27 protein-coding genes are annotated in these 21,619 nt (G+C 40.0%); 5 read left to right on the forward strand and 22 right to left on the reverse strand.

What is annotated here, in order from left to right; genetic code table 11:
• Nucleotides 1–30 precede the first annotated feature (30 nt).
• The 11 genes from Q0W26_RS01030 to Q0W26_RS01080 form a co-directional block, all read right to left on the reverse strand.
• Nucleotides 31–1,695, reverse strand: a complete 1,665-nt coding sequence (locus tag Q0W26_RS01030; protein WP_298521544.1) for a hypothetical protein — start codon at nt 1,693–1,695, stop codon at nt 31–33.
• 333 nt (nt 1,696–2,028) lie between these two features.
• Nucleotides 2,029–2,541 carry an Ig-like domain-containing protein gene (locus Q0W26_RS01035; protein ID WP_298521545.1) on the reverse strand — a complete coding sequence of 171 codons (513 nt, stop codon included), beginning with the start codon at nt 2,539–2,541 and terminating at the stop codon, nt 2,029–2,031.
• Between the two features lie 2 nt (nt 2,542–2,543).
• Nucleotides 2,544–3,548, reverse strand: a complete 1,005-nt coding sequence (locus Q0W26_RS01040) for a right-handed parallel beta-helix repeat-containing protein (RefSeq protein ID WP_298521546.1) — start codon at nt 3,546–3,548, stop codon at nt 2,544–2,546.
• Between the two features lie 125 nt (nt 3,549–3,673).
• A complete protein-coding gene (locus Q0W26_RS01045; RefSeq protein ID WP_298521547.1) occupies nt 3,674–3,883 on the reverse strand; it encodes a hypothetical protein in 210 nt (69 codons plus the stop codon).
• A 201-nt stretch (nt 3,884–4,084) separates the two neighbouring features.
• Nucleotides 4,085–6,394, reverse strand: a complete 2,310-nt coding sequence (hdrA, locus tag Q0W26_RS01050) for a ferredoxin:CoB-CoM heterodisulfide reductase subunit HdrA (RefSeq protein ID WP_298521548.1) — start codon at nt 6,392–6,394, stop codon at nt 4,085–4,087.
• Entirely contained in the window at nt 6,391–7,332 is a 942-nt protein-coding gene (gene hdrB, locus Q0W26_RS01055; protein WP_298521549.1) for a ferredoxin:CoB-CoM heterodisulfide reductase subunit HdrB, read from the reverse strand. The genes hdrA and hdrB overlap by 4 nt, the downstream gene beginning before the upstream one ends.
• The gene (gene hdrC, locus Q0W26_RS01060; protein ID WP_298521550.1) at nt 7,329–7,931 is read right to left on the reverse strand and encodes a ferredoxin:CoB-CoM heterodisulfide reductase subunit HdrC; all 603 of its coding nucleotides are present in this window, start codon (nt 7,929–7,931) and stop codon (nt 7,329–7,331) included. Before hdrC ends, hdrB begins: the two co-directional genes overlap by 4 nt.
• Before the next feature lie 12 nt (nt 7,932–7,943).
• Nucleotides 7,944–9,197, reverse strand: coding sequence for a methanogenesis marker 16 metalloprotein (locus tag Q0W26_RS01065; RefSeq protein WP_298521551.1), 1,254 nt, complete (start codon nt 9,195–9,197; stop codon nt 7,944–7,946).
• Nucleotides 9,198–9,209: 12 nt separating this feature from the next.
• Complete coding sequence (gene comA, locus Q0W26_RS01070) at nt 9,210–9,980, reverse strand: phosphosulfolactate synthase (RefSeq protein ID WP_298521552.1); 771 nt, start codon at nt 9,978–9,980, stop codon at nt 9,210–9,212.
• 112 nt (nt 9,981–10,092) lie between these two features.
• Complete coding sequence (locus tag Q0W26_RS01075; protein WP_298521553.1) at nt 10,093–10,380, reverse strand: UPF0058 family protein; 288 nt, start codon at nt 10,378–10,380, stop codon at nt 10,093–10,095.
• 979 nt (nt 10,381–11,359) lie between these two features.
• Nucleotides 11,360–12,085 carry a UPF0280 family protein gene (locus Q0W26_RS01080; RefSeq protein WP_298521554.1) on the reverse strand — a complete coding sequence of 242 codons (726 nt, stop codon included), beginning with the start codon at nt 12,083–12,085 and terminating at the stop codon, nt 11,360–11,362.
• A 45-nt stretch (nt 12,086–12,130) separates the two neighbouring features.
• Here Q0W26_RS01080 and Q0W26_RS01085 point away from each other — a divergent pair, with 45 nt between their 5' ends.
• Nucleotides 12,131–13,510 (forward strand): 2,3-diphosphoglycerate synthetase, encoded by a 1,380-nt coding sequence (locus Q0W26_RS01085; protein WP_298521555.1) that lies wholly within the window; start codon nt 12,131–12,133, stop codon nt 13,508–13,510.
• Between the two features lie 20 nt (nt 13,511–13,530).
• On the opposite strand, the gene Q0W26_RS01090 is transcribed toward Q0W26_RS01085, so the two are convergent.
• Nucleotides 13,531–13,791, reverse strand: coding sequence for a transcriptional regulator (locus tag Q0W26_RS01090; protein ID WP_298521556.1), 261 nt, complete (start codon nt 13,789–13,791; stop codon nt 13,531–13,533).
• 134 nt (nt 13,792–13,925) lie between these two features.
• Between Q0W26_RS01090 and mtxX the strand changes: the two genes are divergently transcribed.
• The 3 genes from mtxX to Q0W26_RS01105 are packed head-to-tail and all read left to right on the forward strand — an operon-like array spanning nt 13,926 to nt 16,220.
• Nucleotides 13,926–14,639, forward strand: coding sequence for a methanogenesis marker protein Mmp4/MtxX (gene mtxX, locus Q0W26_RS01095; RefSeq protein ID WP_298521557.1), 714 nt, complete (start codon nt 13,926–13,928; stop codon nt 14,637–14,639).
• Nucleotides 14,640–14,691: 52 nt separating this feature from the next.
• On the forward strand, nt 14,692–15,456 hold the full coding sequence (gene uppS, locus Q0W26_RS01100; protein ID WP_298521558.1) for a polyprenyl diphosphate synthase: 765 nt from the start codon (nt 14,692–14,694) through the stop codon (nt 15,454–15,456).
• Nucleotides 15,457–15,458: 2 nt separating this feature from the next.
• Nucleotides 15,459–16,220 carry a TatD family hydrolase gene (locus tag Q0W26_RS01105; RefSeq protein WP_298521559.1) on the forward strand — a complete coding sequence of 254 codons (762 nt, stop codon included), beginning with the start codon at nt 15,459–15,461 and terminating at the stop codon, nt 16,218–16,220.
• Here Q0W26_RS01105 and Q0W26_RS01110 read toward each other — a convergent pair.
• The 6 genes from Q0W26_RS01110 to Q0W26_RS01135 form a co-directional block, all read right to left on the reverse strand.
• A complete protein-coding gene (locus Q0W26_RS01110; RefSeq protein WP_298521561.1) occupies nt 16,217–16,585 on the reverse strand; it encodes a hypothetical protein in 369 nt (122 codons plus the stop codon). The two genes, Q0W26_RS01105 and Q0W26_RS01110, sit on opposite strands and share 4 nt — an antisense overlap.
• 1 nt (nt 16,586) lies before the next feature.
• Nucleotides 16,587–16,793 (reverse strand): hypothetical protein, encoded by a 207-nt coding sequence (locus tag Q0W26_RS01115; RefSeq protein WP_298521562.1) that lies wholly within the window; start codon nt 16,791–16,793, stop codon nt 16,587–16,589.
• 110 nt (nt 16,794–16,903) lie between these two features.
• Entirely contained in the window at nt 16,904–17,152 is a 249-nt protein-coding gene (locus tag Q0W26_RS01120; RefSeq protein WP_298521563.1) for a hypothetical protein, read from the reverse strand.
• 8 nt (nt 17,153–17,160) lie between these two features.
• Nucleotides 17,161–17,541 (reverse strand): carboxymuconolactone decarboxylase family protein, encoded by a 381-nt coding sequence (locus tag Q0W26_RS01125; RefSeq protein WP_298521564.1) that lies wholly within the window; start codon nt 17,539–17,541, stop codon nt 17,161–17,163.
• A gap of 16 nt (nt 17,542–17,557) precedes the next feature.
• Entirely contained in the window at nt 17,558–18,052 is a 495-nt protein-coding gene (locus tag Q0W26_RS01130) for a hypothetical protein (protein ID WP_298521565.1), read from the reverse strand.
• Nucleotides 18,049–18,444: a hypothetical protein gene (locus tag Q0W26_RS01135; RefSeq protein WP_298521566.1), complete on the reverse strand. Its 396-nt coding sequence runs from the start codon at nt 18,442–18,444 to the stop codon at nt 18,049–18,051. Before Q0W26_RS01135 ends, Q0W26_RS01130 begins: the two co-directional genes overlap by 4 nt.
• 95 nt (nt 18,445–18,539) lie before the next feature.
• On the opposite strand from Q0W26_RS01135, the gene cobM reads away from it, so the two are divergent.
• A complete protein-coding gene (gene cobM, locus Q0W26_RS01140; RefSeq protein ID WP_298521567.1) occupies nt 18,540–19,292 on the forward strand; it encodes a precorrin-4 C(11)-methyltransferase in 753 nt (250 codons plus the stop codon).
• A gap of 34 nt (nt 19,293–19,326) precedes the next feature.
• Here the strand turns inward: cobM and Q0W26_RS01145 are convergent, their stop codons facing one another.
• Genes Q0W26_RS01145 through Q0W26_RS01160 form a run of 4 tightly spaced genes read right to left on the reverse strand, consistent with a single transcriptional unit; the run spans nt 19,327 to nt 21,605 of the window.
• Entirely contained in the window at nt 19,327–19,866 is a 540-nt protein-coding gene (locus Q0W26_RS01145) for a zinc ribbon domain-containing protein (RefSeq protein WP_298521568.1), read from the reverse strand.
• Between the two features lie 24 nt (nt 19,867–19,890).
• The gene (locus Q0W26_RS01150) at nt 19,891–20,835 is read right to left on the reverse strand and encodes a methionine synthase (RefSeq protein ID WP_298521569.1); all 945 of its coding nucleotides are present in this window, start codon (nt 20,833–20,835) and stop codon (nt 19,891–19,893) included.
• Nucleotides 20,832–21,146, reverse strand: coding sequence for a DUF1894 domain-containing protein (locus Q0W26_RS01155; protein ID WP_298521570.1), 315 nt, complete (start codon nt 21,144–21,146; stop codon nt 20,832–20,834). The genes Q0W26_RS01150 and Q0W26_RS01155 overlap by 4 nt, the downstream gene beginning before the upstream one ends.
• Nucleotides 21,147–21,605, reverse strand: a complete 459-nt coding sequence (locus tag Q0W26_RS01160; protein WP_298521571.1) for a DUF1890 domain-containing protein — start codon at nt 21,603–21,605, stop codon at nt 21,147–21,149.
• Nucleotides 21,606–21,619: the final 14 nt, after the last annotated feature.

Genomic DNA, 21,619 nt, shown 5'->3' on the forward strand with positions numbered 1-21,619 from the left:
GGACGGCGGCTTGTCCGCCATCCGCACCGCTTACTTGTTTTTGAGATATTTTTTGTTTACTTTAGCCAAAGTTGCCTGCAAGACCAGTTTCTTAGCGGATTTCTTGACAGTTGCGCTCTTAAGGGTTATCAAGTGTTTTACCGTTAATGTTGGTGTGATCGTCCGTTCAAGAGAGGTTATTGTAAGCTTATAAGTTCCAGGAACCTGAGTTACCTTGAAGCTTACAACACCATTGGAACCTGTTTTGGTTGAGAGAATCAACTTGCCATTAGCTTTGATTATTACTTCACATCCCTTTGCCAAAATTCCCCCTTCCTTGTAGACTGTCAGTGAGTATTTATGACCTGCAGTGTACAATACGGACTTGTTTGGTGCAACGATTTTGGTGAGTACCACATTAATCGTATAATTCATTGTAAAGGCGGGATACCTATCATCACCTGAATATGAAAATGTGAACAGTGAATTTCCCTTATATTTTGACAGGTCTATTTTAGCAATACCCTGCACAACTTCAACTACAGCAGACATTGTTCCATTGACAAACAGTTCAACAGTACCTGACGCATCGTATGGGAATGTTAAGGTTACAAACCCTTCATTATTTGAAATTTCCTCTTCCTTGATGACTGTTGCATAATTTTCAGAACCGATGATTTCAGGTTTGCTGTTTTTATTGAATCTGCAATTGAAAATTGTTCCGCCACATATTGCACCTCCTTCTGATGCAGTGTTGCTTTCAAAAACAGATGATGAAACCATCACATGATGATTGTCCTCTTCGTATTCATAGAGATATATTGCACCGCCGCTACCGGCAGAGCAAGCTATAAAGCTGCAATCGATGACACTACCCAGAGCAGAATCCTCATAAGCAATAGCGCCGCCCGAATTTTCTGCCACACAATGTACAAAACTACAATTCATAATTTTATGATTACCGTCTTCAACTTTAATGGCTCCTCCACTATTTGCGCTACAGTTGCGAAAACTGCAGTCAACAATCAGAGAATTGCAATTTTTTGTATCGCAGCTGCATTGGAAGTTAATAGCTCCCCCATCCAAATCCGGACAAGAACAATTTTCAAAGCTGCAATTGACTATGCGGGCAGTTGTTTTACTGTCGAAATAGCATAGAAAATCAATTGCACCCCCGCCAGTTCCCTCGCTTGTACAATTGACAAAACGGCAGTCAATAACGCTGCAATTATTATTGTCCCCATCGTTAGTGCTGAACCAAAGGCCTCCTCCGCTGCCACTGCCGGCTGCACGGCAATTCACAAAAGTACAATTTATGACTGAAGATCCATTATTGCATCCTAAAAAAACAGCACCTCCGCTGCCATCATTTAAACAATTTTGAAAAACTATATTTTTTAAGGTGAAATAGTTGGATTCAATATCGAATATATTGGTTTTTTTACTTCCATCGAGCGTATGTCCCTTACCGTCTAGAGTCATGGTCTTGTAAGTATGAATATACTCGTCGCATTTATAATCCTTGGTTAATTCCAAAATTCCGTTTTCAGGCGTGCTGTCAATTAAATCTGACAAATCTGATGTTGTACCGGGTGTTTCGCCTAAAGCTTCTTCGTCAATTGAAGAGAGATTTGAATCTACGCTAACTGCAATGCTTTGGGATGTGAGATTTTCATCTGTGGCACTGACAGCAGCCATTGTTAAAATCGTTAGCATTAACGATATAATTATTATCTTTTTCATATTATCCCTAAATTGTAACTAATTTATGGACTTATTTTTCTTGACTAAAGTATTTAAAAGTTAATAGAAAAGCACAGATTATATTTCTTAAATTGGACTTCCCACCCAGTTATGGAGGAAAAGTAAATTGAAATGACATGATTGTTTTATAAAGATTTAAATGATAAGATTTTTTAGAGAAAAAAGAAAAAAATGAATATTTCCTATGATATGAGTTGAAAATGCTGAAATCTAGCAATTTTAATGCACTATAGCAAAATAAACTACAAAAATAGTCATGAAACATGAAAAATAAAGCGTGATGCCCTATTGGTCTGCAAAAATCTCATCGTATTCTATTTCCATTCCCAGTAATTGATACAATGTATAAACAGCATCCTTACCAGTCAATATATTGGGATTGGCATTGCGTTCATCGGCCTTTCTAAATTCTTCAGGATTATAACTGAGGATTTGATGGTTACCTTTGCAACACCTTTCTTGTTTGTCTTTGCAGTGTATTTTTTGCCGTTGAACTTGAAGGTGATCTTTTTGTTTTTGAGGTATTTCTTGTTGACTTTGGCCAGGGTTGCCTGTATTACTATTTTTTTGGCAGATCTTTTTACTGTAACGGATTTTAAGTGTTACCAGGTGTTTTACAGTTACCTTTTTGGACAGTGATTTGCCCAATACTGAAGCAGTTATTGTATAAGTGCCTGGAGTTTGAGTTAACTTATAAATAGCTTCACCGTTAGTTGCTGTAACTGAACTGCCGACTTTCTTTCCTTTTATTTTAAATGTTACCTTAAGCCCGCTTACAGCCTTATTGCCGTCAAACACCTTTACTGATATTCTGTAGAGTAGAGGACACTTACCTTAACTGCCTTAATTTTAGGAACGAATGTGCTGGTTGCAACCAGTTCCCTTACAAAACCGGCATATTTGTCATCACCTGAATATTTGAAAGTGATGTCATAGTTTCCGTCCTTATATTGGGACAAATCCAGTGATGCAATACCATTGACAATGCCGACAACCATTGCTTTTTCACCATTGACAAAGATTTCCACAGTACCTGATGCATCACGCGGAAATGTTATGTTAACAATCTCTGTTTTATCATCAACATCATCGACAGCGATGTTGATTTCAGGAAATTCCTTAATATTTATCTTGCAATCGGCAACAACGCCACCGGAAATTGCTTTGCTTATCTTTTTAACATTTCTGTTTTCAAAACTGGATTGGGTAACGGTAACGTCATCCGAAGCTAGATAAACCGCTACGCTTTCCTCCTGGGAATAGCAATCCACAAAACTGGAGGTGGAAATGCGTCCTCCGCTGCCTTCCCACATGATAGCGCCGCCGCTTTCATAAGCAGAACAGTTCATGAAGTTACAGTTAGAAAGCTTACCGTCATTTCCCAACCAATAGACTCCACCGGCACAATCATCAGAAAAGCAGCTTATGAAGTTACAGTTGGTTATGGAACCGTCTGCAACATTCTCCCATGAAATTGCACCACCATAACCTGCTTCAACACGACAGTTCACAAAATTACAATTTGTTATGCTGCCGTTATATCCATCCCAATTAATAGCACCGCCATAACCTGCACTAGCACGGCAATTCACAAAAGTACAGTCAGAAACAGCACCTGAGCTGCCATCCCAGTAAATAGCACCGCCATAACCGGAAGTGACACGACAGTTCACAAAAGTACAATTGGAAACAACACCTTCATAAGCCTCCCAGTTAACTGCACCACCCCCATCATAGTCCATGCAATTTTTGAACTTGATATTCTTCAATATGACATTATCGGAAGTGACGCGAAATGCCCTCATTAAATTGTTACCGTCAATAACAAATCCATTTCCGTCAATTGTAATCTTTTTATCAATATCGACACTGGGATTACCATCTGAGAAAATGTAATTTCTGGTTAACTTTAACTCGCCGGCAGCATCATCTATTTCACTTGCAAATCTGCGAAACTACCGCTTGGTTCTGATAAGATATCCTGCCCATTTAATTCCTGATTTAAATTTAAAACAGAAACCTCCGTCATTACTTCACTAACAGTGAGATTATTCGATGCAACATTCCCCTCAGTTGCACTAACAACCCCCATTGTTAAAATAACCAATAGTATGGCTATTGAAATTTTACTTATCTTCATAATTACACCTAATTATTAATTGATATATATTTGTGTAAAAATTAGCATATATTATTTTTGAATTAATTGTAAATAATATACATTTTACAAATAAATAAAGAAAATATGAAAATTATTTAGAAAAAAAGTTTTGTATTGGGCTACCTGAAGATAGTCCCCAATTCATTATTAATAAACTACAATATAATATTCGCGCTTTAGCTATAATTCAACTTCATCCAACTCTTCAATCTTTCTGTCGAAGTCAGTCAGTTTGCGGGCAAGTCCTGAGAAGTAAGGAATATAAACCTTTGAGAATGCAAGTCTTTCCGGATTTTCACCCATCTCAGAAATTCTGTCCTTGACCCTTTGAATCTTGCGTTCAACCTCATCATACATCAGGTCTCCAGGGAATTCACCGATGAATACACCGTCTGCACCGTTTTCAAGTGCATAGCGGATGTGTTCGGGACTTACACGGTTTACTGAAATGACTTTTATGATGTGTATTGATTCTGGGTATTTGAGCCTGTTTACCCCTATATTGTCAGCGGCAGTATAACCGATATTATCTAAAAATACCAGTATCATGCGTTCACCGTCCTGCTTTCTGGACAGTGCTCCCTTGATTGTTGCCAATATCTTCTCATCAATGTTACCGTTGACATGAATTGCCCTTTGGTTGCATCCTAAAATACATTTTCCACATCCTGTACAAATCATAGGATCTATATAGAGTTCATCGTTCTGGATGCTCATGGACTTGTATTTGCAGCGTTTTATGCACTCCCCGCAAACAATACATTTTTCCTTGTCGATTTCGGCAATGAACGGCTCGATTTCCACACCACCGTAATTGTATTCATTTACCTTTGATGCTGCGGCTGTCGCCTGCATGATTGAGTCGGTAATGTCTTTTGGATCATGTGCCGTTCCGCATACGAATATTCCCTGAACGTCTGTTGCTATCGGCTTGATTTTAGGATGTGCTTCCTTGATGAATCCGTCTTCTGTTGTTCCAACATTGAGGATTTCAGCTATTTCGCATGTTCCTTCTGACGGTTCCATTGCAGTTGACAATACTACCATGTCCGCTTCGATTTCAACGAATTCACCTTTAAGTGTGTCTTCGGTACGGACAATGAAGTTGTCCCCTTTCTTGACGACTTCACCGGGCCTTCCGCGCAGGAATCTTACTTCATTTTCCTGAGTGTGCTTATAGTATTTTTCAAACATTCCAGGTGTCCTTATGTCAGTGTAGCAGATTAAAACGTCGGTTTCGGGATACTTGTGCTTGATGATGTTTGCATTCTTCAGTGCCACTGTACAGCAGATTTTTGAACAGTATTTATGTCCGTCAGGCTTCTCGTCACGTGAACCTACGCACTGTATCATGACGACACGTTTTGGAACCTCACCATTTGATTTTAAAAGCTTGCCCTTGGTCGGACCGTTTACACCGGTTATACGCCCGAGCTCTGACTGTGTTATGATATCAGCATATCTGTTGTATCCGTATTCTGGACGTTTGTCCATGTCAAATAGCTTGTGGCCGGTTGCAACGATTATTGAACCGACCTGAAGGGGAATCCTTTCCGGTTTTCCTCTGAGTTTGATTGCTCTCATGGTACATGCCTTAACGCAGTTGCTGCATTTGTCACAGTGGTCCATGTCAATGACGTATGCCTCAGGATATGACTGTCCGAAAGGCCTGTAGATGGCTTTGCGCATTGAGAGATTGTCGTTCCAGTCGTTCGGCACCTCGACTTCACATGCCTCTGCGCATTTGCCGCAGGCAATGCATTTTTCTGTGTCAACATATCTTGGTGATTTCTCAAGGATTAGATTATATGTCCCGGCTCTTCTTTCAGCTTCGATTACCTTGGTGTTTGTCAAAACGCAGATGTTTTCGTTCCATACCAATTCATTCAGAATCGGATTCAGAAGACACATTCCACATTCTTCGGCAATCTTTACAGGGGAGAATACCTTTCCTATCTTTGCCATATGCCCTCCGATTGAAGGGGACTGTTCTATGAGAGTTACCTTTGTTCCCTGCTTTGCCAGGGACAGTGCCGCATTCATTCCTGCGATTCCCCCACCTATTACTGCAACCTCATCTGGTGTCTGGCAGTATATTGGGTCAACAGCATCGGACTGCTTTACCTTTTCGATTGATGCGTTAATAAGCGTGATTGCCTTATGGGTGGCCTTTTCATGGTCATCATGCACCCATGAGCACTGCTCCCTTATGTTTGCCATGTCCATCAGGTAAGGATTAAGGGGCTTTACGTAATCCTGGAAGGTTTTCTCGTGGCTTATCGGTGAGCATGCTGCCACTACAACCCTGTCAAGGTCATGGTCAAATATAGCATCACGGATTATCTTTCTACCATTGAGTGAGCACAGGTTTTCAAACTGTCCTATGAATTCAACGTCAAGTTCCGAGCGAACCTTATCCAAATCAACAACATCTGCAATGTTTCCACCGCATTCACATAAAAAAACGCCAACTTTTAAATCATCCCTCATTTTTTAACCTCCTTCAAATCCTTAATTACAGAATCAATTGGAACCGTATGTGCCTTTGCTCCTATCACCTTGTCCATGTCAGCACCCATTGCAAGTGCAATGAACTGCGCAATGTTTAAATGGATTGCTCTGAATTTTCTTCCTTCCCTTTCGCCAATCAGGTGCTGGTATCTGTCGAACTGTATATGGCAGTTAGGGCATAAATGGACCATTATGTCCACATCCTCATCTTCAATCGAGTTCATCTTGTCTGCTGTTGCAGTAAATGACAAATCAGGATTGGAATACCTCTGACGGAATCCTGTTCCGCAGGTTGCCCTTTTGTGATCATACCAGCCGATGGTTTCACAACCGCATTCGGCTATCAGCTCATCCATAACATTCGGATCCCTCACGCCTCCGACGGTATCCTCGTAGTGTACCTTGCAGTAGTGGCATCCGTGGTGGGTTGCTATCCTATATCCGCTCAGGTCATATTTGAGGTGGTCTTTTATCTCATCCTTTTTGCCGTAGAGGATATCCACTACATGGAAAATGTTTTCTGTAGGTTTAAGGTCATCCTTTTCATACTTCAAATGACCCAATCCGTTTTCATTGAATAATTGGTTAATGTGATTTCTCAAATCGTCCTTTTTATTGAGAAGTTTGACTGATTTCTTGTTGATTGCATAGCATGTTGCACACATCATGACTATGTTTGGCCTTCCGAGATCCTTTGCTATTTTAAAGTTACGCGCCCCTATAGCTGTTGTGTCTATCTGATTGAATACATCTGAGTAATGGCCAAGACCTGTGCAGCAGGTCTGCTTTTCTGATATTGCATAGTCTATGCCCAGCTTATCGAATACGAATTTTGTTGATGCTTCAACGCCAGGATATTCAACACTTACAAGACAGCTTCTGAATAAAAGAATATCCTTATCCGGAATGAATTTCATTGCTCGCCCTCCTGTGAGTCCCTTATCTTTTCGATCTTGTCCTTGAATCCTGTTATTGTCAAAATCTTACTTACTTCATCGATTACGTCCTGTGGAGGCATGAGAGGAGGGTCAAGCTCCAGTTCATCTCTTATTTCAGTCAGATTCTGTCTGAATTCCCACCATCCGGGAACGTCCCTATCGATGTCTGTGAAAAATATTTCAGGAATGGCTCCGATTGCGGCTGTGAAATATGAATCGGCAAATCCAAGGTATTCATACAGCTTGTCCCATGCAATTCCATTCTCTATTGCAAACTGCTTCAATATCTGGTTTACTTCACATACACTGTTTCCGACCGGACATACACTGTGGCAGGTATAGCAGTAAAAGCAGTTCCAGATATTTTCATCCTCAAGGATTGTCTCATCTCCCTCAAGAACCCTTTCCATGATGTCTCTCGGATTATACTCGGAGTGCCTTGCCGCAGGACATGTTGATGTGCACATTCCGCACTGGACACATTTTAGGACCCCTTCATCCTTTGAGTTTTTGACGTCATGGATGATGTCTTCTGCAAAGTTTATCGGTTTATCAGTAATTTTCTGTTGGTTAGTCAAAAAACCACCCCATTACAATTCAAATTCCCTGTTTTCAATCATTTTCTTTAGCTTCAGTGACAGTTTGTTTGCACGCAGCCTGTCTGATTGCCTGCAGATGATCGGCACATTGACATCAGCGCCGTTGATTGTCAAGTCCACATCTCCTGTGTTCATGTCAAATGCATCGTTTTTACAGTAATTGGCACACATTCCACATCCATAGCAGTGCGCTATGTTCAGACTTCCTTTCACAAATGCGTTTGTAGGACATACCTCTTCAACTATGCATTTTTCACAGCTTAAACATTTGTTTCTGTCATATTGAGGTCTTAAGTCGTGACCTGTCCACATCTTATCGTAGTCGGTATTGTCTAAAGGCAGGTGACGTCCCTTGATGTCTGCTACCGGCAGGTCAATCATGTCATCAGTAATCAATAAGTTATTGTATATCTCCTCATTTAATACAGGTATCGGAATGGCCACTGTGTCATATATCTCTCCACCCTGGCCAGTCTTGAATCCTCCAATGTAATACGGATCCATTTTTGTGAGGTCTCCTGAAAGCATCAGGTTCGGCTTTTCAGCACTTGACCTTGTTCCGTCACCTAGAATGTATCCGACAGTTCCGTTTAAAAGCACCTTCCTGCCTTCCTTAATGGCATTGTGTGGAATGTCGTTTTGAAGAGGGTTCAAATCTCCGCATCCTGAAAATGTCAGTCCCCTCAGGTTTCCTTCAAGAGGTATTGCCGCAAATATGGATGAGACAGGTTCGGCATTCGGATTGGTGAATGCAGTGTAGTTTTTAAATGCCATACGGGCTCCGATAATCTGTCCACGTGTGATATCATCAATTGTTATCGTATTCCTGATTGTTTTCCCGTCAACGCTTTTGACTACAACATCAACTTCACGGCCTTCCAGAAGGTCTTTAAGCAAAAATCCTCCGCCGTAATTCTCGTCATGGATTGAATGTGCTGTTCCGTGAAGGATGACATCGACTGAACCCAGCCATTCGTTCGGACATGGCCCTGCATATGCAGGAACTCCATTCATGTAGACTTCACGTGCCCTTATGAATTCTCCCGGTTCGGATACTATGAAGTTGAGTATTGCAGCAGTTCCGCTCATGACGCCGCATGTTCCACAGGTTACCACATCAACATCCTCAAAGTCAGGTGTGTCGCCCTTTTTTATGAGCTTCTTGAATTCTTCGGCAGTGTAAATGTTGGCTTCGCCATTGTCAATCCTTTCATTGATTTCGGATATTGTTCTTTTGCTGGTCACTTTAAAACTTCCCTAAAGCTTTCCTAATGTGTCTCCCCTAAGGCCTCTTCTCAGGGTTTCAAGGGATGTTATGTCATCGCTTGAGATGTTTCCGAGATTGACGGTGTTTCCCAGCTTGAGTATGAAGAACACCTGCTGGTCCTTGTTCGGAGCTTCCCACAGTATTTTGTTTCCATCGAAATTATCCAGAATGTAGTCTATTTCATCTTCCTTGGCGTTTCCTGACTTGTCGAAAATTCCGATGTTCTTTCCGCCTTCCCTTGCCTCTACGATTACAAGGGATGATCCTGCATCAAGCTCTTCCTGCATGTATTTGATTCTCTCGTCGATTGTGAGTTCCTTGTCAAGTTCGGGGTTCTTCTTTCCCACTTCGGATAAAACTTCAAATCCTTCCTGACGAGCCCTTTTGATGCAGTTCAGTTTGTCGTTGTGGTGTATGTTTATGGAACCGTCTGATATTTCGATTGCAGGAAAGCCCAAGTTTCTGGCTTCTTCGAAAAATTCATGCAATTTATTGTTTTGATATGCCAGTTCAAAGAGTGTTCCGCCGGTATAGGGTGTTATGTCATGCTCCTTGTACATCTCGACCTTTGCCTTGATTATTTCCTGTTCATGGACTATGGAGGTTCCCCATCCGAATTTCAGATAGTCGACGTATTCTCCGGAAATGTCCATCAGGCTTTTGGCAGTTTCAAGGCCAAGTCCTTTGTCTAAAACCATTGTGATTCCACAGTCTCTTGGTTTTTCCTCTCGTTTCATGGATAAAAATTCAAATGATTTCAAGATATCACGCGTGTAAATTCATTAATATAAAATTAGTATATGAATGTTATTAAGAGTTTGCTTTTAGAAAAAATAGAGAAATATAAAAAAAGTAACAAAAAAAGAAAGAAAATTATTTCGCGTTGATTTCATTTTCAGATCTTGTAACCAGGTCTGATAATGAATTGCGAACATTTTCAGGAATGGATTCATTTTCCTTATCGGCAATTACCTGGGAAATGATTTTACACAGGACAAAAATGGCATGTTTGTGCTCCGCTTTTGTCTTATGAATGTGGTGAGGGCTTATTTTTAGGGTGATATACTCACTGCAATCATTGGTAATTTGGTCATCTTCCGCTAAGTATTTTAAAACATATACTAAAAATTGATGTAATTGTATCATTTCGTCTTTGTACATTATATCTTACCCTTTAACTAATTTCAGTTAGTTAAAAATTTAACTCCCGTTTCTATACAATAATATTATAATCTAATCATATTTAAATATTGCATTCCAAATAGTTTACATATTTTTGTTATTCAATTCAAATTAACTAGAAGTTAAATCCTGCTTTAAAATGACATGGGCGCCACTGAAACTGTTGAAGATGACAACATGTTGAAGCTGGATATATATCGCAGGGAATTAAAAATCATATTTGTAAATGTGGATCGATAATGTCAATGTCAATGCCAAATAAAATGAGGAGTTGCCATATGACAATTGTTTTAATCAAGCGTTCGTTCAATATAACGGTAAGGTTTTTTGAGAAGAAATTTGAAGTGAAATAAACATTAATCAAACACCACATTTACCCCCGGATTTCTGGAAAATACCTAATAAAAAAGAACATTTACGTCAATTAGAGAATTAAAATAAGTTCAATACTAAAAAAGCAAAAGTTAATGTCAAAAAATAGATTTAAAAACAATATAAAGTTAGAAATGAATCTAACTTCATATTTCCCATAACTTTTAATATTATACTAAAATCCTATTAGAATTTTGTACAATAAGTTATATTAACTTAATATTATTTAATAGTTTTGATACGTATCATGAAAGCAACAAAAGCTCACCAAAGGAAAATCAAAACTCAAAATTTTTTACGTTCAACCATCGAGTTCCAATCAATAGAATCTTAATAATATAATGATGATGAGTCTTAGAATGGTTATTGACAATGTTAACAACAATTCACATTTTTTACTCAAATTTATCACCTTAAAAGTTATGGATGATTTAATTTAAGCGAGCAAAATCTTTCAAGGCCTAGGCCCAATAATATTTTAAACTAGCTAATATATAAATTAATCGATGATTTAAGAGCGTTAAATTGTTTTTAGATTAAAATATTTACTTATACTTGTTAAATTGTATTAAAAAGGAATTTTGTCTTACTTTCCAAGGACATTTACATCAAATTCATTTGTCTCGACAATCCTCGGAAGCCTTCCGACAGTTCCCACATTATCACCACAGATTATCAAAGCGCCATCGAAAAACTCCCTGAAATTATCACAGCACTCCAAGGCATTTGAAACCTTATCCTCACTGGTATCACCAATTACATCATTCGCTATTCTGGTTGCAAGGCCATCGCAAAGTGAAGCTGACCGGCCGATGACAGTGACGCTGTCTGCATCGCCAAAGCTTATCGAATGGCCAATTTTGGCTGAAGAGGTGCAGATTCCCAATGGCTTTGATCTTTTGCGAATCTCAAAGGCGATGTCATTTCCAAGAATCTCATTGTTAGAGTATATTCCGCACAAGAGCTTCCTGTCATTGACAAGTGCAATGTCCCCGCCGTTTTCAACTATTGAATAGCTTGAGCCTTTAGCAATGAGATACTCCAGACTCATTTCGGAAATTGTTCCGGCAACGCAGGCCATAGGTCCCACATCGGCAAAAGCTGAGGATTCATACATCCTCAGGACAATGTCCGGCAAATCCCCCTCCGGAGCCTCAAGAGGGCTTAGGGCATTGGAGAAATCATTATGTGTGAATATATGATTTTTCAAATCACGGCGAAGGGAATGTATGTATCTTTTCAAATCATCACCGTCAATGTCAGACGTCAATCTGATGTGGGTTTCCTCCAAAACAATCTCCTCAAAATACATGTTTAATAATTTAATTTATTAGTTATTAAAATTATATTAAATATCATGAAAGCCCTTAACAAGATGCTGTGTTTGGTTGACGGTGAGCACTACCTGCCCGTCACCCAGGAAGCAATAGATACACTTAACAATTTGGACCACATTGACATCGTGTGTGCAGTATTCATAGGAGGAACCGAAAAGCTCAGGGACGATTCAGAGGAATCCTACTCAGAAAAGCTTGGCGTTCCAGTTAAATTTGCAACAGACAAGGACATCCCATATGACCTGATTGTTGAAATGATAAGGCAATACGGTGTCGATACGGTGATGGATTTAAGCGACGAGCCTATACTTGACTATCCGAAAAGGTTCAAGATAGCATGCAAGGTGCTCAACGAAGGAATAAGCTATGAAGGACCTGACTTCAAGTTCGAACCAACATCACAATATGACATCATGGAAAAGCCTTCAATTACAATCCTCGGAACAGGAAAGCGTATCGGAAAGACTGCAGTTTCAGGATACGTCTCAAGGCTGATTGACAAGAACGGCTATGAACCGTGCGTCATTGCAATGGGAAGGGGAGGACCTGAAGAGCCCGAAATAGTCCACGGAGAAGACCTTGAAATCAATGCCGAATTTCTCCTTGAACAGTCAGAAAAAGGAGTTCACGCTGCAAGCGACCATTGGGAAGACGCCCTTATGAGCAGAATACTTACCATCGGATGCAGACGCTGCGGAGGTGGAATGGCAGGCGAAGTCTTTTTGACAAACATGAAAAAGGGAGCGAAGCTTGCTAATGAGGTCAACTCCAAGTTCGCAATCTTTGAAGGAAGCGGAGCCGCAATACCTCCAATAAAGACAAACAAAAAAATAGCATTAATCGGTGCAAACCAGCCGATTGAAAACCTCACAACCTACTTCGGACCCTACAGGGTCGGGCTTGGCGATCTGGTAATCCTTACAATGTGCGAGGAACCTATGTGTTCAGATGAAAAACGGGAAAAAATAGAAAGTTTTGTAGCTGAAATAAACCCTGATGCAACTGTCATATCAACCGTGTTCAGGCCAAAGCCTTTGGATGACATTTCAGGTAAAAAGGTATTGTTTGCAACCACAGCCCCTGAAGAGGTCAAGGACAAGCTTGTCGAATACCTTGAAGAGCATTACGGATGTGAAGTGATAGGCACAACCGCACATCTCTCAAACAGGCCCCTGCTTAGAGAGGACATGAAAAAGTACATGGACAAGGCTGAAGTAATGCTTACCGAACTTAAGGCTGCGGCAGTTGATGTGGCCACCAAGGATGCGATAGCAGCCGGCCTTGATGTTGTCTACTGCGACAATATTCCTGTTGCAATCAGCGATTCCTATCCTTCATTAAGTGATTCAGTTATAAAATTAGTTGATTCTGCTATTGATGATTTTAACAAATCATCATAATTTCTTTTTTTACAGCCAAATTACAAATATTTTAAAACTTCAATTCCCAAATCAGTGCTTTTGTATAATCTGCCCTTTCTAGCATTTTCGTTTAAGCAGACTACAAGATTTTTTTCTTTCAAATCTTTCAGTACATTGGAGACATGGTTTGTCCTCAAACCTATTTCCTCAGCAATTGCAGATGGGATTTTCATACTTTCGCCTATACATTTTAGAATGTTTGTTCGGTATTCTGATGCAAGTATATAACCGACCAATTCAAAAATCTCATCATTGTTCATATTTACTTATTACTAATTAATCAATAAAAAAAGTTATGTATAATAATGGTTACATTTAAACACTTTTATCAATTAAATAAATACAATTGCAAATAAAAACATTTAATTAAAAATAGTGAAAAATAATATTAATAATGAAAAGAATCGCAATAGGAATCGGAGAAAACGACAATATTTTGAAAGCAATCAAAATCTTTCAAAAAGAACATGATTTAGACATCAACCGCATTGACAATGACAACGATTTGGTCAAGGCAATACTTGATGATGACATTGACGCCGTCATAAGAGGGTCTCTTCCGGCATCCGGAGTAATGAAGGAACTGAAAAGGCACTACCCCGACATCTCAAGGGCAACATACGTTAACGGCGAAGGACGTGAGTTTCTCCTGACACCCGTCGGAATCGATGAGGGAAACACCCTTGATGAAAAACTGAAGATTGCCATAAACTGCGGTGAATTTCTAAAAAAGCTTTCAAAGGAACCTAAAATTGCAGTGCTTGCAGACGGTCGCAAAGGAGATTACGGAAGAAGCGAAACAATCTCCAAATCAATCGATGATAGCGAGAAGCTGACAGAGATGATTCAAAAAAACACTGATTTTGAAGTCAAAAACTATTATATCCTGATAGAAAAAGCCCTGAAAGACAACTGCAATGTCATAATAGCTCCTGACGGAATTATAGGAAACATAATATTCAGAACACTTATTTTAGTCAATTCCTGGCCAAGCTGCGGAGCGGTAACCTTCGGAACCGACACAGTATACATCGACACAAGCCGGGACCAGACAGTCGAAGGATATCTCAGAAGCATAGAATTTGCATACAATTTAACCAACCTTTAATAATGTCGAGTGACATATAATTAATTACTATAAATTTTAAAGGGATAATAAAATGGCAGAAAATATACTTTATAGAATTTATGAATGGTATATCTCAAGAGGCCTTGTTCCGGAAAAGATGCCTAAACACGTGGCAATCATCATGGACGGAAACAGAAGGTATTCCAAACTCCAAGGCAATGCCGATGTCTTGAAAGGACATGAAATGGGGGTTGACACTTTGGAAAACGTTTTGGACTGGAGTGTCGAGCTTGGAATAGAAATCGTGACTGCCTATGCTTTTTCAACAGAAAACTTCAACAGACCGAAACATGAAGTTGACGGACTGATGAGGCTTTTCGTAATCAACTTCAAAAGACTGGTCGACCATGAAAAGATTCACAAGAATGAAGTTAGAGTTAAAGTTGTAGGAAGAACAGAGCTGTTGCCGGAAGATGTAAGGGAAGCCATCAGGGAAGCGGAGGAAGCCACCGCACACTACAACAAAAGACTTTTCAACCTTGCAATCGGATATGACGGACGTCTTGAAATCATAGATTCATTCAAAAAAATCATTGAAGACGTTCAGGCGGGAAAAATCACAATTGATGACGTTGACGAGGACCTTGTAAGCAAAAACCTCTATACAGAAGGACTGGACGATCCAAACCTCATCATAAGAACAAGCGGTGAGGAACGTCTAAGCGGATTCCTGCTGTGGCAATCATCATATTCAGAGCTTTATTTCTGTGAAACATTATGGCCGGAACTCAGAAAAGTGGACTTCATAAGAGCAATCAGGTCATACCAGGCAAGGGACAGAAGATTCGGTGTATAAACATGATTGATACTCATTGCCACATTGATTTTGAAGATTTTGACAAGGACCGTGAAGAGACAATCCAAAGAGCTAAGGACAAGCTTGACTGCATAGTCGCATCAGGATTCAGCAACGACAGCAACAGAGCAGTCCTTGAACTTTCAAAAGAATATGAAGGTTTCATTTACCCTACTTTTGGTTTCCATCCTGTCAGTTCACAAAACTCCACAAATGAAGAGCTTGAAGAAGCGCAGAATTACCTAATTGACAATCTTGACAATATCGTTGCGGTCGGTGAAGTCGGAATGGACTATTACTATGTCACAGACAAGGCCATGCGCGAAAGGCAAAGGGAAATCTTCACAAGCTTTTTAGACCTTGCAAATGAGCATAAGGTTCCAATCGTTATGCACGTTAGAGACTGTGAGAAAAAGGCCGTGAACATCATTCAGGATTACGGAGACATTCCTTATTTTGTTTTCCACTGCTATGGCGGCAGCTTCAAGACCGCAAAAAGAATCATGGACATGGACAATGCATACATGAGCTTTTCAACCATGCTCTGCTATTCCAAACAGCATCAGGAGTTGGTTGAAAAGATAGATTTGGACTACATCTTAACAGAAACCGACAGTCCGTACCTTGCAATGACCAAGGATGAGAGAAACGAACCCGTTAATGTAGTCAATGCAGTCAGAAAAATAGCTGAACTTAAAAATACTGACGTTGATGTTGTTGATGATGTGACAACCAAAAACGCCAGAAAAATCTTTAAAATTTAGTAGTGAAGCGTAAAATTCAAATTTATCAAAACATCATTGTTTTCCTTGACCGCTTCGATTTCAAGTTCAAAGTCTGTCAAGTCCTTTTTTACCAAATCAACCAGATGCCACTCCAGAAGGGAATCGTTTAAAAATATAACGAACTGGTTTCTGAATATCTGAATCGGCTTTCTGCAAAATAGCTTGAAAGCATAGAAATACATCTCCATTCTGAAAATCAGATCTTCCTTATCTCCGTTTCCGTTGATGAAATAGTCCTTCAAATCCTCCTGCAGGACTTTTCCTTCATCACCGACATCCACCTTGAATGTTTCCATTTCCACCAAATCTTCCATCAGCTGCTTTTTTTCCTCATCACTATACACTTTAATCACCGCAATATGTAAATTTCAATTTTATAACCTTATAATCATTAGGCATGAACGTAACTTTAAATCTGTCAAAGGCATCATCAAGCTTTCTTAAAAGGGAAAGCTCCAAATCATCGGGGATGACATGTATTATGAAATAATCGTCTTCGATTTTGAAGTTGACATCATCAAAGACCGGCAATCCGAGCTCTGATGAAAACACGTACCTGTAAACTATCAGCTCATAATCATTGACTTTTTTGCCGTTGATGATGATGTCTGCCAGTTCATCCTGCAGTTTGGATGCAATAGCTTCAAATGTAATTATACCACCTAAAACCTTTTCCAGACGTCCATCTTGCTTTTCTTGTCAAAATATCTGTTCAAGTCCTGATTGTCAACGCTCATGTTTGGCTGAAACATGCCGCATGAATCATCAGGGTCAGTATGGCCCTGGCCCTTTGTGCAGATTATTCCCTGAGCAGGTCCTCTAATCTGGACATTGCTTTTCCAGAACCTGCAGTTAAGGCAAACCCTGTCGTATCCGACATCAGATATTCTGATTCCATCAATGTCATGCATTTAACCACCTATTCCAACGGCAGCAAATCCCTTTCGCCAAACACTTCCTTTGCGGCGGCTATGCCGTTGATGGATTTTGGAAAACCGCAGTAGGCACTCATCTGCATTATTATTTCAACAATTTCAGTTGGAGAGTTTCCAACATTCAATGCAGCGCCAATGTGGTCCTTAAGCTGGGGAACTGTTCCCAAAACTGTCAGTGCCGCAACGGTGCACAGCTCACGGGTCTTCAAGTCAACCTCGCTTCGTGTGTAGATTTCAGAGTAGGGAAACTCAACCACAAAGCGTGACATGTCAGGGGCGACATCGTCAATGTCCTTGAAAATCTCTTCAATTGACCTTTCCTGAATGCCCTCAAGGACATCCTTTCCTTTTTCATATCTAGACATACATTAACATATGTCACTAAACCCATTTAACATTAGCTGTCGTGAAAACGTAATGGGGCGAGAAGACAGGATTGTACAGTCTGTTTGTCGATGAGGTTGTATTGAAGCTTATGGCTATTGACTTTCTCAAATAGAAGTTGATTCTATCTCCAATCGTGTCCAGTTCATCCTTGCTGAACTTCTGCGATGATTTGGCATATACCGTGAACTGTATCCATCTCTTGTCGTAATTGCTATCCTCGAGTTCCTGATAGGAAACGTTTATTATCTCCACAGTATATGGAACGAGAAGCATTCCCTTTGAGCCGGGATAATCCGAAAAGCTTCCTGTCGGATACATTCCAGTTGAGGATATGCCTATGGCCTCGTTTGCCCCGTTTCTTGCAGCAGTCATTGCAGTGTTGAGTTCGCTTTCGCTGGCTATGAATATCACTGAAAGCATCATTATCAAAATCAGCACTCCTGTCAAGAACAGATATTCTGCGCTGATCTGGCCTTTTGAGTCAATCATGATATCACTATCCTCCCGTTGCCGTTTTTGGAAACCAGATAGCTGCTTCCGCTGTGGAGATTATATTTCGAATCAAAATTCGATACCGGAATCAATGTTTCCCCCATCCTGTCAGCATATTCCATCGTCAGCTTGCCGTTTTCAACAGTTATTTCATAATAGCCAACATCGGAAGGCAGCGTGATTGATTTGGAGTATCCTTCCCCATTGGAATTCACTTGGCTTATTGAGTTTGCAACATCATCGAGAATCACCCTATGAGCTACGCTTTCTTCGATATTCAAACTTGATTCAATCATGGATTGTGATATGAATAACAATGGAAGGGCAATTATTAAAATAATGAAGATTGAAAATAAATACTCTATTGAAATAAAACCTTTATTGTCCATGATTTTAGATTATCTTAGTTATTAATAAAGTTTCTCTGATTAAAAATCAATTTTGATACATACTTATTAATATGATTTGAAATAAACAATTAATCATGAAAGGAAAAGTTATTTTTATTGGTGCAGGTCCCGGCGACCCTGATTTAATAACAGTAAAAGGAAGAAAGGTTATTGAAGAGGCAGATGTGATTATCTATGCAGGTTCACTTGTAAACAAGGACGTATTATGTCCTGCAAAGGAAGAGTGTGAAATTCACAATAGCGCTTATCTCAATTTGGATGAAACCGATGCAATAATTACTGAAGCGGTTAATGAAGGCAAATTGGTTGCCCGTGTTCATACCGGAGACCCTTCAATCTACGGCGCAATTGCAGAGCAGATCCGTGAGCTTAAAAAGCATGACATCGAATATGAAATCATTCCTGGCGTAAGTTCACTCTTCGGTACCGCAAGCGTTCTTGAAGCAGAACTGACACTGCCTGAAATCTCACAAAGTGTCATCATCACACGTCCTGAAGGAAGGACCCCTAAACCACGGGGAGAAAGCATTGCAAGCTTTTCAAAACACCATGCGACCATGTGCATCTTTTTGGGAATAGGCATGATTGACAAAGTTGTTGGAGAACTGCTTGAAGGTTATGAGGAAACTACTCCTGTTGCTGTAGTCAAGAAGGCAACCTGGCCTGACCAGCAAATAATCAGAGGAACACTTGCAGACATTGCAGAAAAAGTTAAAGATGCCAACATTACAAAGACTGCAATGATTGTGGTGGGAGATGTCCTCGATCCAGGGGATTTCAACGCATCCAAGCTATACGACAAAAACTTCAAACATGAATACAGATAATTCGGGACTCACAAAAGTCCCATAAACCCTTTTTTTAATCCTCACCGATTACCTTAACATCATTAAATGCGTCATGATTGGAAACATAGACCATGCATACCTTGTCCTTCATTGCGAAGACAAATGAATAGCTTTCATCATCATATTTCTGATAATAACCTGAATATCCAAGCATTTGGGTAGGGCTTCCGCCGACATTGGCAGCCACTTCCTTGGAGTTTATCCCTGAACCAGGCGTTCTTGTTATTCCAATTTCAAGGTAGTTCTTATCGCCGTTCCATCCCATTGCTGTTGACTTTACGTTTCCGTCATAGCTGACCTCATTTCTGGAGGGGTCGTTGACGTAGTCCGATGGGATTTCAAACTTGACTCCGTCGACCTCAACGATTTGGGTTTGGCTTGTCATGAGAAATGCTGCGGCAGAAACGGCAATTATAACCACAATAACAGCAGCTATGATTATATATTTATTTAAAAATTTATTCTTAGGTGATGGTGCCTTTTCACCACAGTTTGGACAAAACTGGCCGTTTTCCTTTAATTTTGCACCGCATTTTTGGCAATATTCTTCCATAATATATCACCAATATCGAAAAAATTAGCTGTATTTGTCTTTAATCTCATTCATTAGTCTTAGCTTTTCAAACGCAACATCCTTTGGTGCCCTTCTAAGTCCGCAGTCAGGATCCAAAATCAGATTGTCCTTTCCGACAATGTCTATGGCCTCAGTAACGAGATTTTCAATGTCGTTAATGTCATCGACTTCATTTACTGATGAGTCAACGCATCCGAATCCTATTTTTTTGCCTGATATAAGTGATGCATTGTCTTTTAAAACTCCCAAGTTCACATTATTTCCGGCAAATTCAAAATCCAAAATGTCCACGTTGAATCTGGAAATGTCTTTGAATGCATCCTTTAAAATGCCGCATACATGCATTCCCAATGGAACGTCCAAACCGTCCTTGAGTATGTCAATGGCTTCACGGGCGGTTTTCATCTCCACCATTCCTGTTGAAAGGAAAGGTTCATCTATTTGGATATAGACCGGCTTGACCTTTTTGGCAATTGCGTCAACTTCAAACTTAAGGCTGTGGGCCAAATCTATGATTGCATCTTCCTTGTTTTTATAAAATGACTGTACTCTTGAAGAGTGTACGATTGTATTGGGCCCTGTGATGATTCCTTTAACGCCCTTGCCTTCAGGAATGCTTCCGCCATAGTATTCCTTGATTACCTTTTTGGCGAATTGAAGGTCCTTTATTGAAATTTCCTGTGTCGGGTTTCTGATTTTACCGACTATGAAGGTGTTTCCACCTTCTATTTTCATTCCAGGAATGTATTTTGTAAAAATAGATACCATGTCACCTCTCACCTGACCGTCTGAGACTATGTCCACTCCTGCGTCAAGCTGGGCTGTGACACTGCTTCTGATGGCTTCCTTGAAAGGGTCGTAAGCTCCGAAGCTATTAAGCAATTTATCTTTAAAATTAGATGGTGAGCTTTCGCTGGCTGGAAAGCTACCTACAACAGTTGATCTCATTTTTTGTTCCCAGTATCAAGTTTTCTGATTTTTTCAACTTCTTCATCATCGATTGGAAGCTCGACAACTGATGTTCCATGGCAAGGTTTTGTGTAAGGCAGAAACACAGTTCCCTTTTCATGGTCAAAACCGATTGGTATCGGTGGAATTCCGATTACGCGAACGCCCAATACCTGATCTCCAGGCTTGATGTAAACGATGTCATCAGCCTTGAATCTGATAATCATTGCGCAATCCTTGAAACCTGCCTTTGAAGCGTGGATTTCATAGTTGTCTGATTGTTGAAGGTAGGTATCTAAACAGAATGACATTTATTCAAACTCCTTGATTGCTTTGTCGAATTTGACTTTTATCGGTGAAGGATTGTGGAATGCTCTTACTGCAACTATTTTTGAACTGCTTCCGCTTTCCTCAATCATGTTAACGAATTCCTCAACCTCATCGGCATCCCTTGAAAATACAAGCGCCAGGGAGTTGCACTGAAGGATTTGCTCAAAAGTTACGAAAAATGATGCTGCAGCATCCTTGTGAACAAAACCTACGAGAAGGTCGAAATCGCCTTCGTTAATCTCACCCAGTAATCTTTCAAGGTCTTTAAGATTAAGGTTGTAATGGTTTTCAGGGTCTGATATTTTCACCAGCTTTGAAGCGGCAGGGTTTGCTGCGATTGTGGTGTCATAACCCATTTTTGTTAATTTATTAAAAACATAGACTGCCATTGGAGTCTGTGAGGGAGTCTCAGGACATCCCAGTAAAACTAAAGCTTTCATATAATTACCTCTAT

The sequence above is a fragment of the uncultured Methanobrevibacter sp. genome (assembly GCF_947169325.1).
Lineage (GTDB): Archaea > Methanobacteriota > Methanobacteria > Methanobacteriales > Methanobacteriaceae > Methanocatella.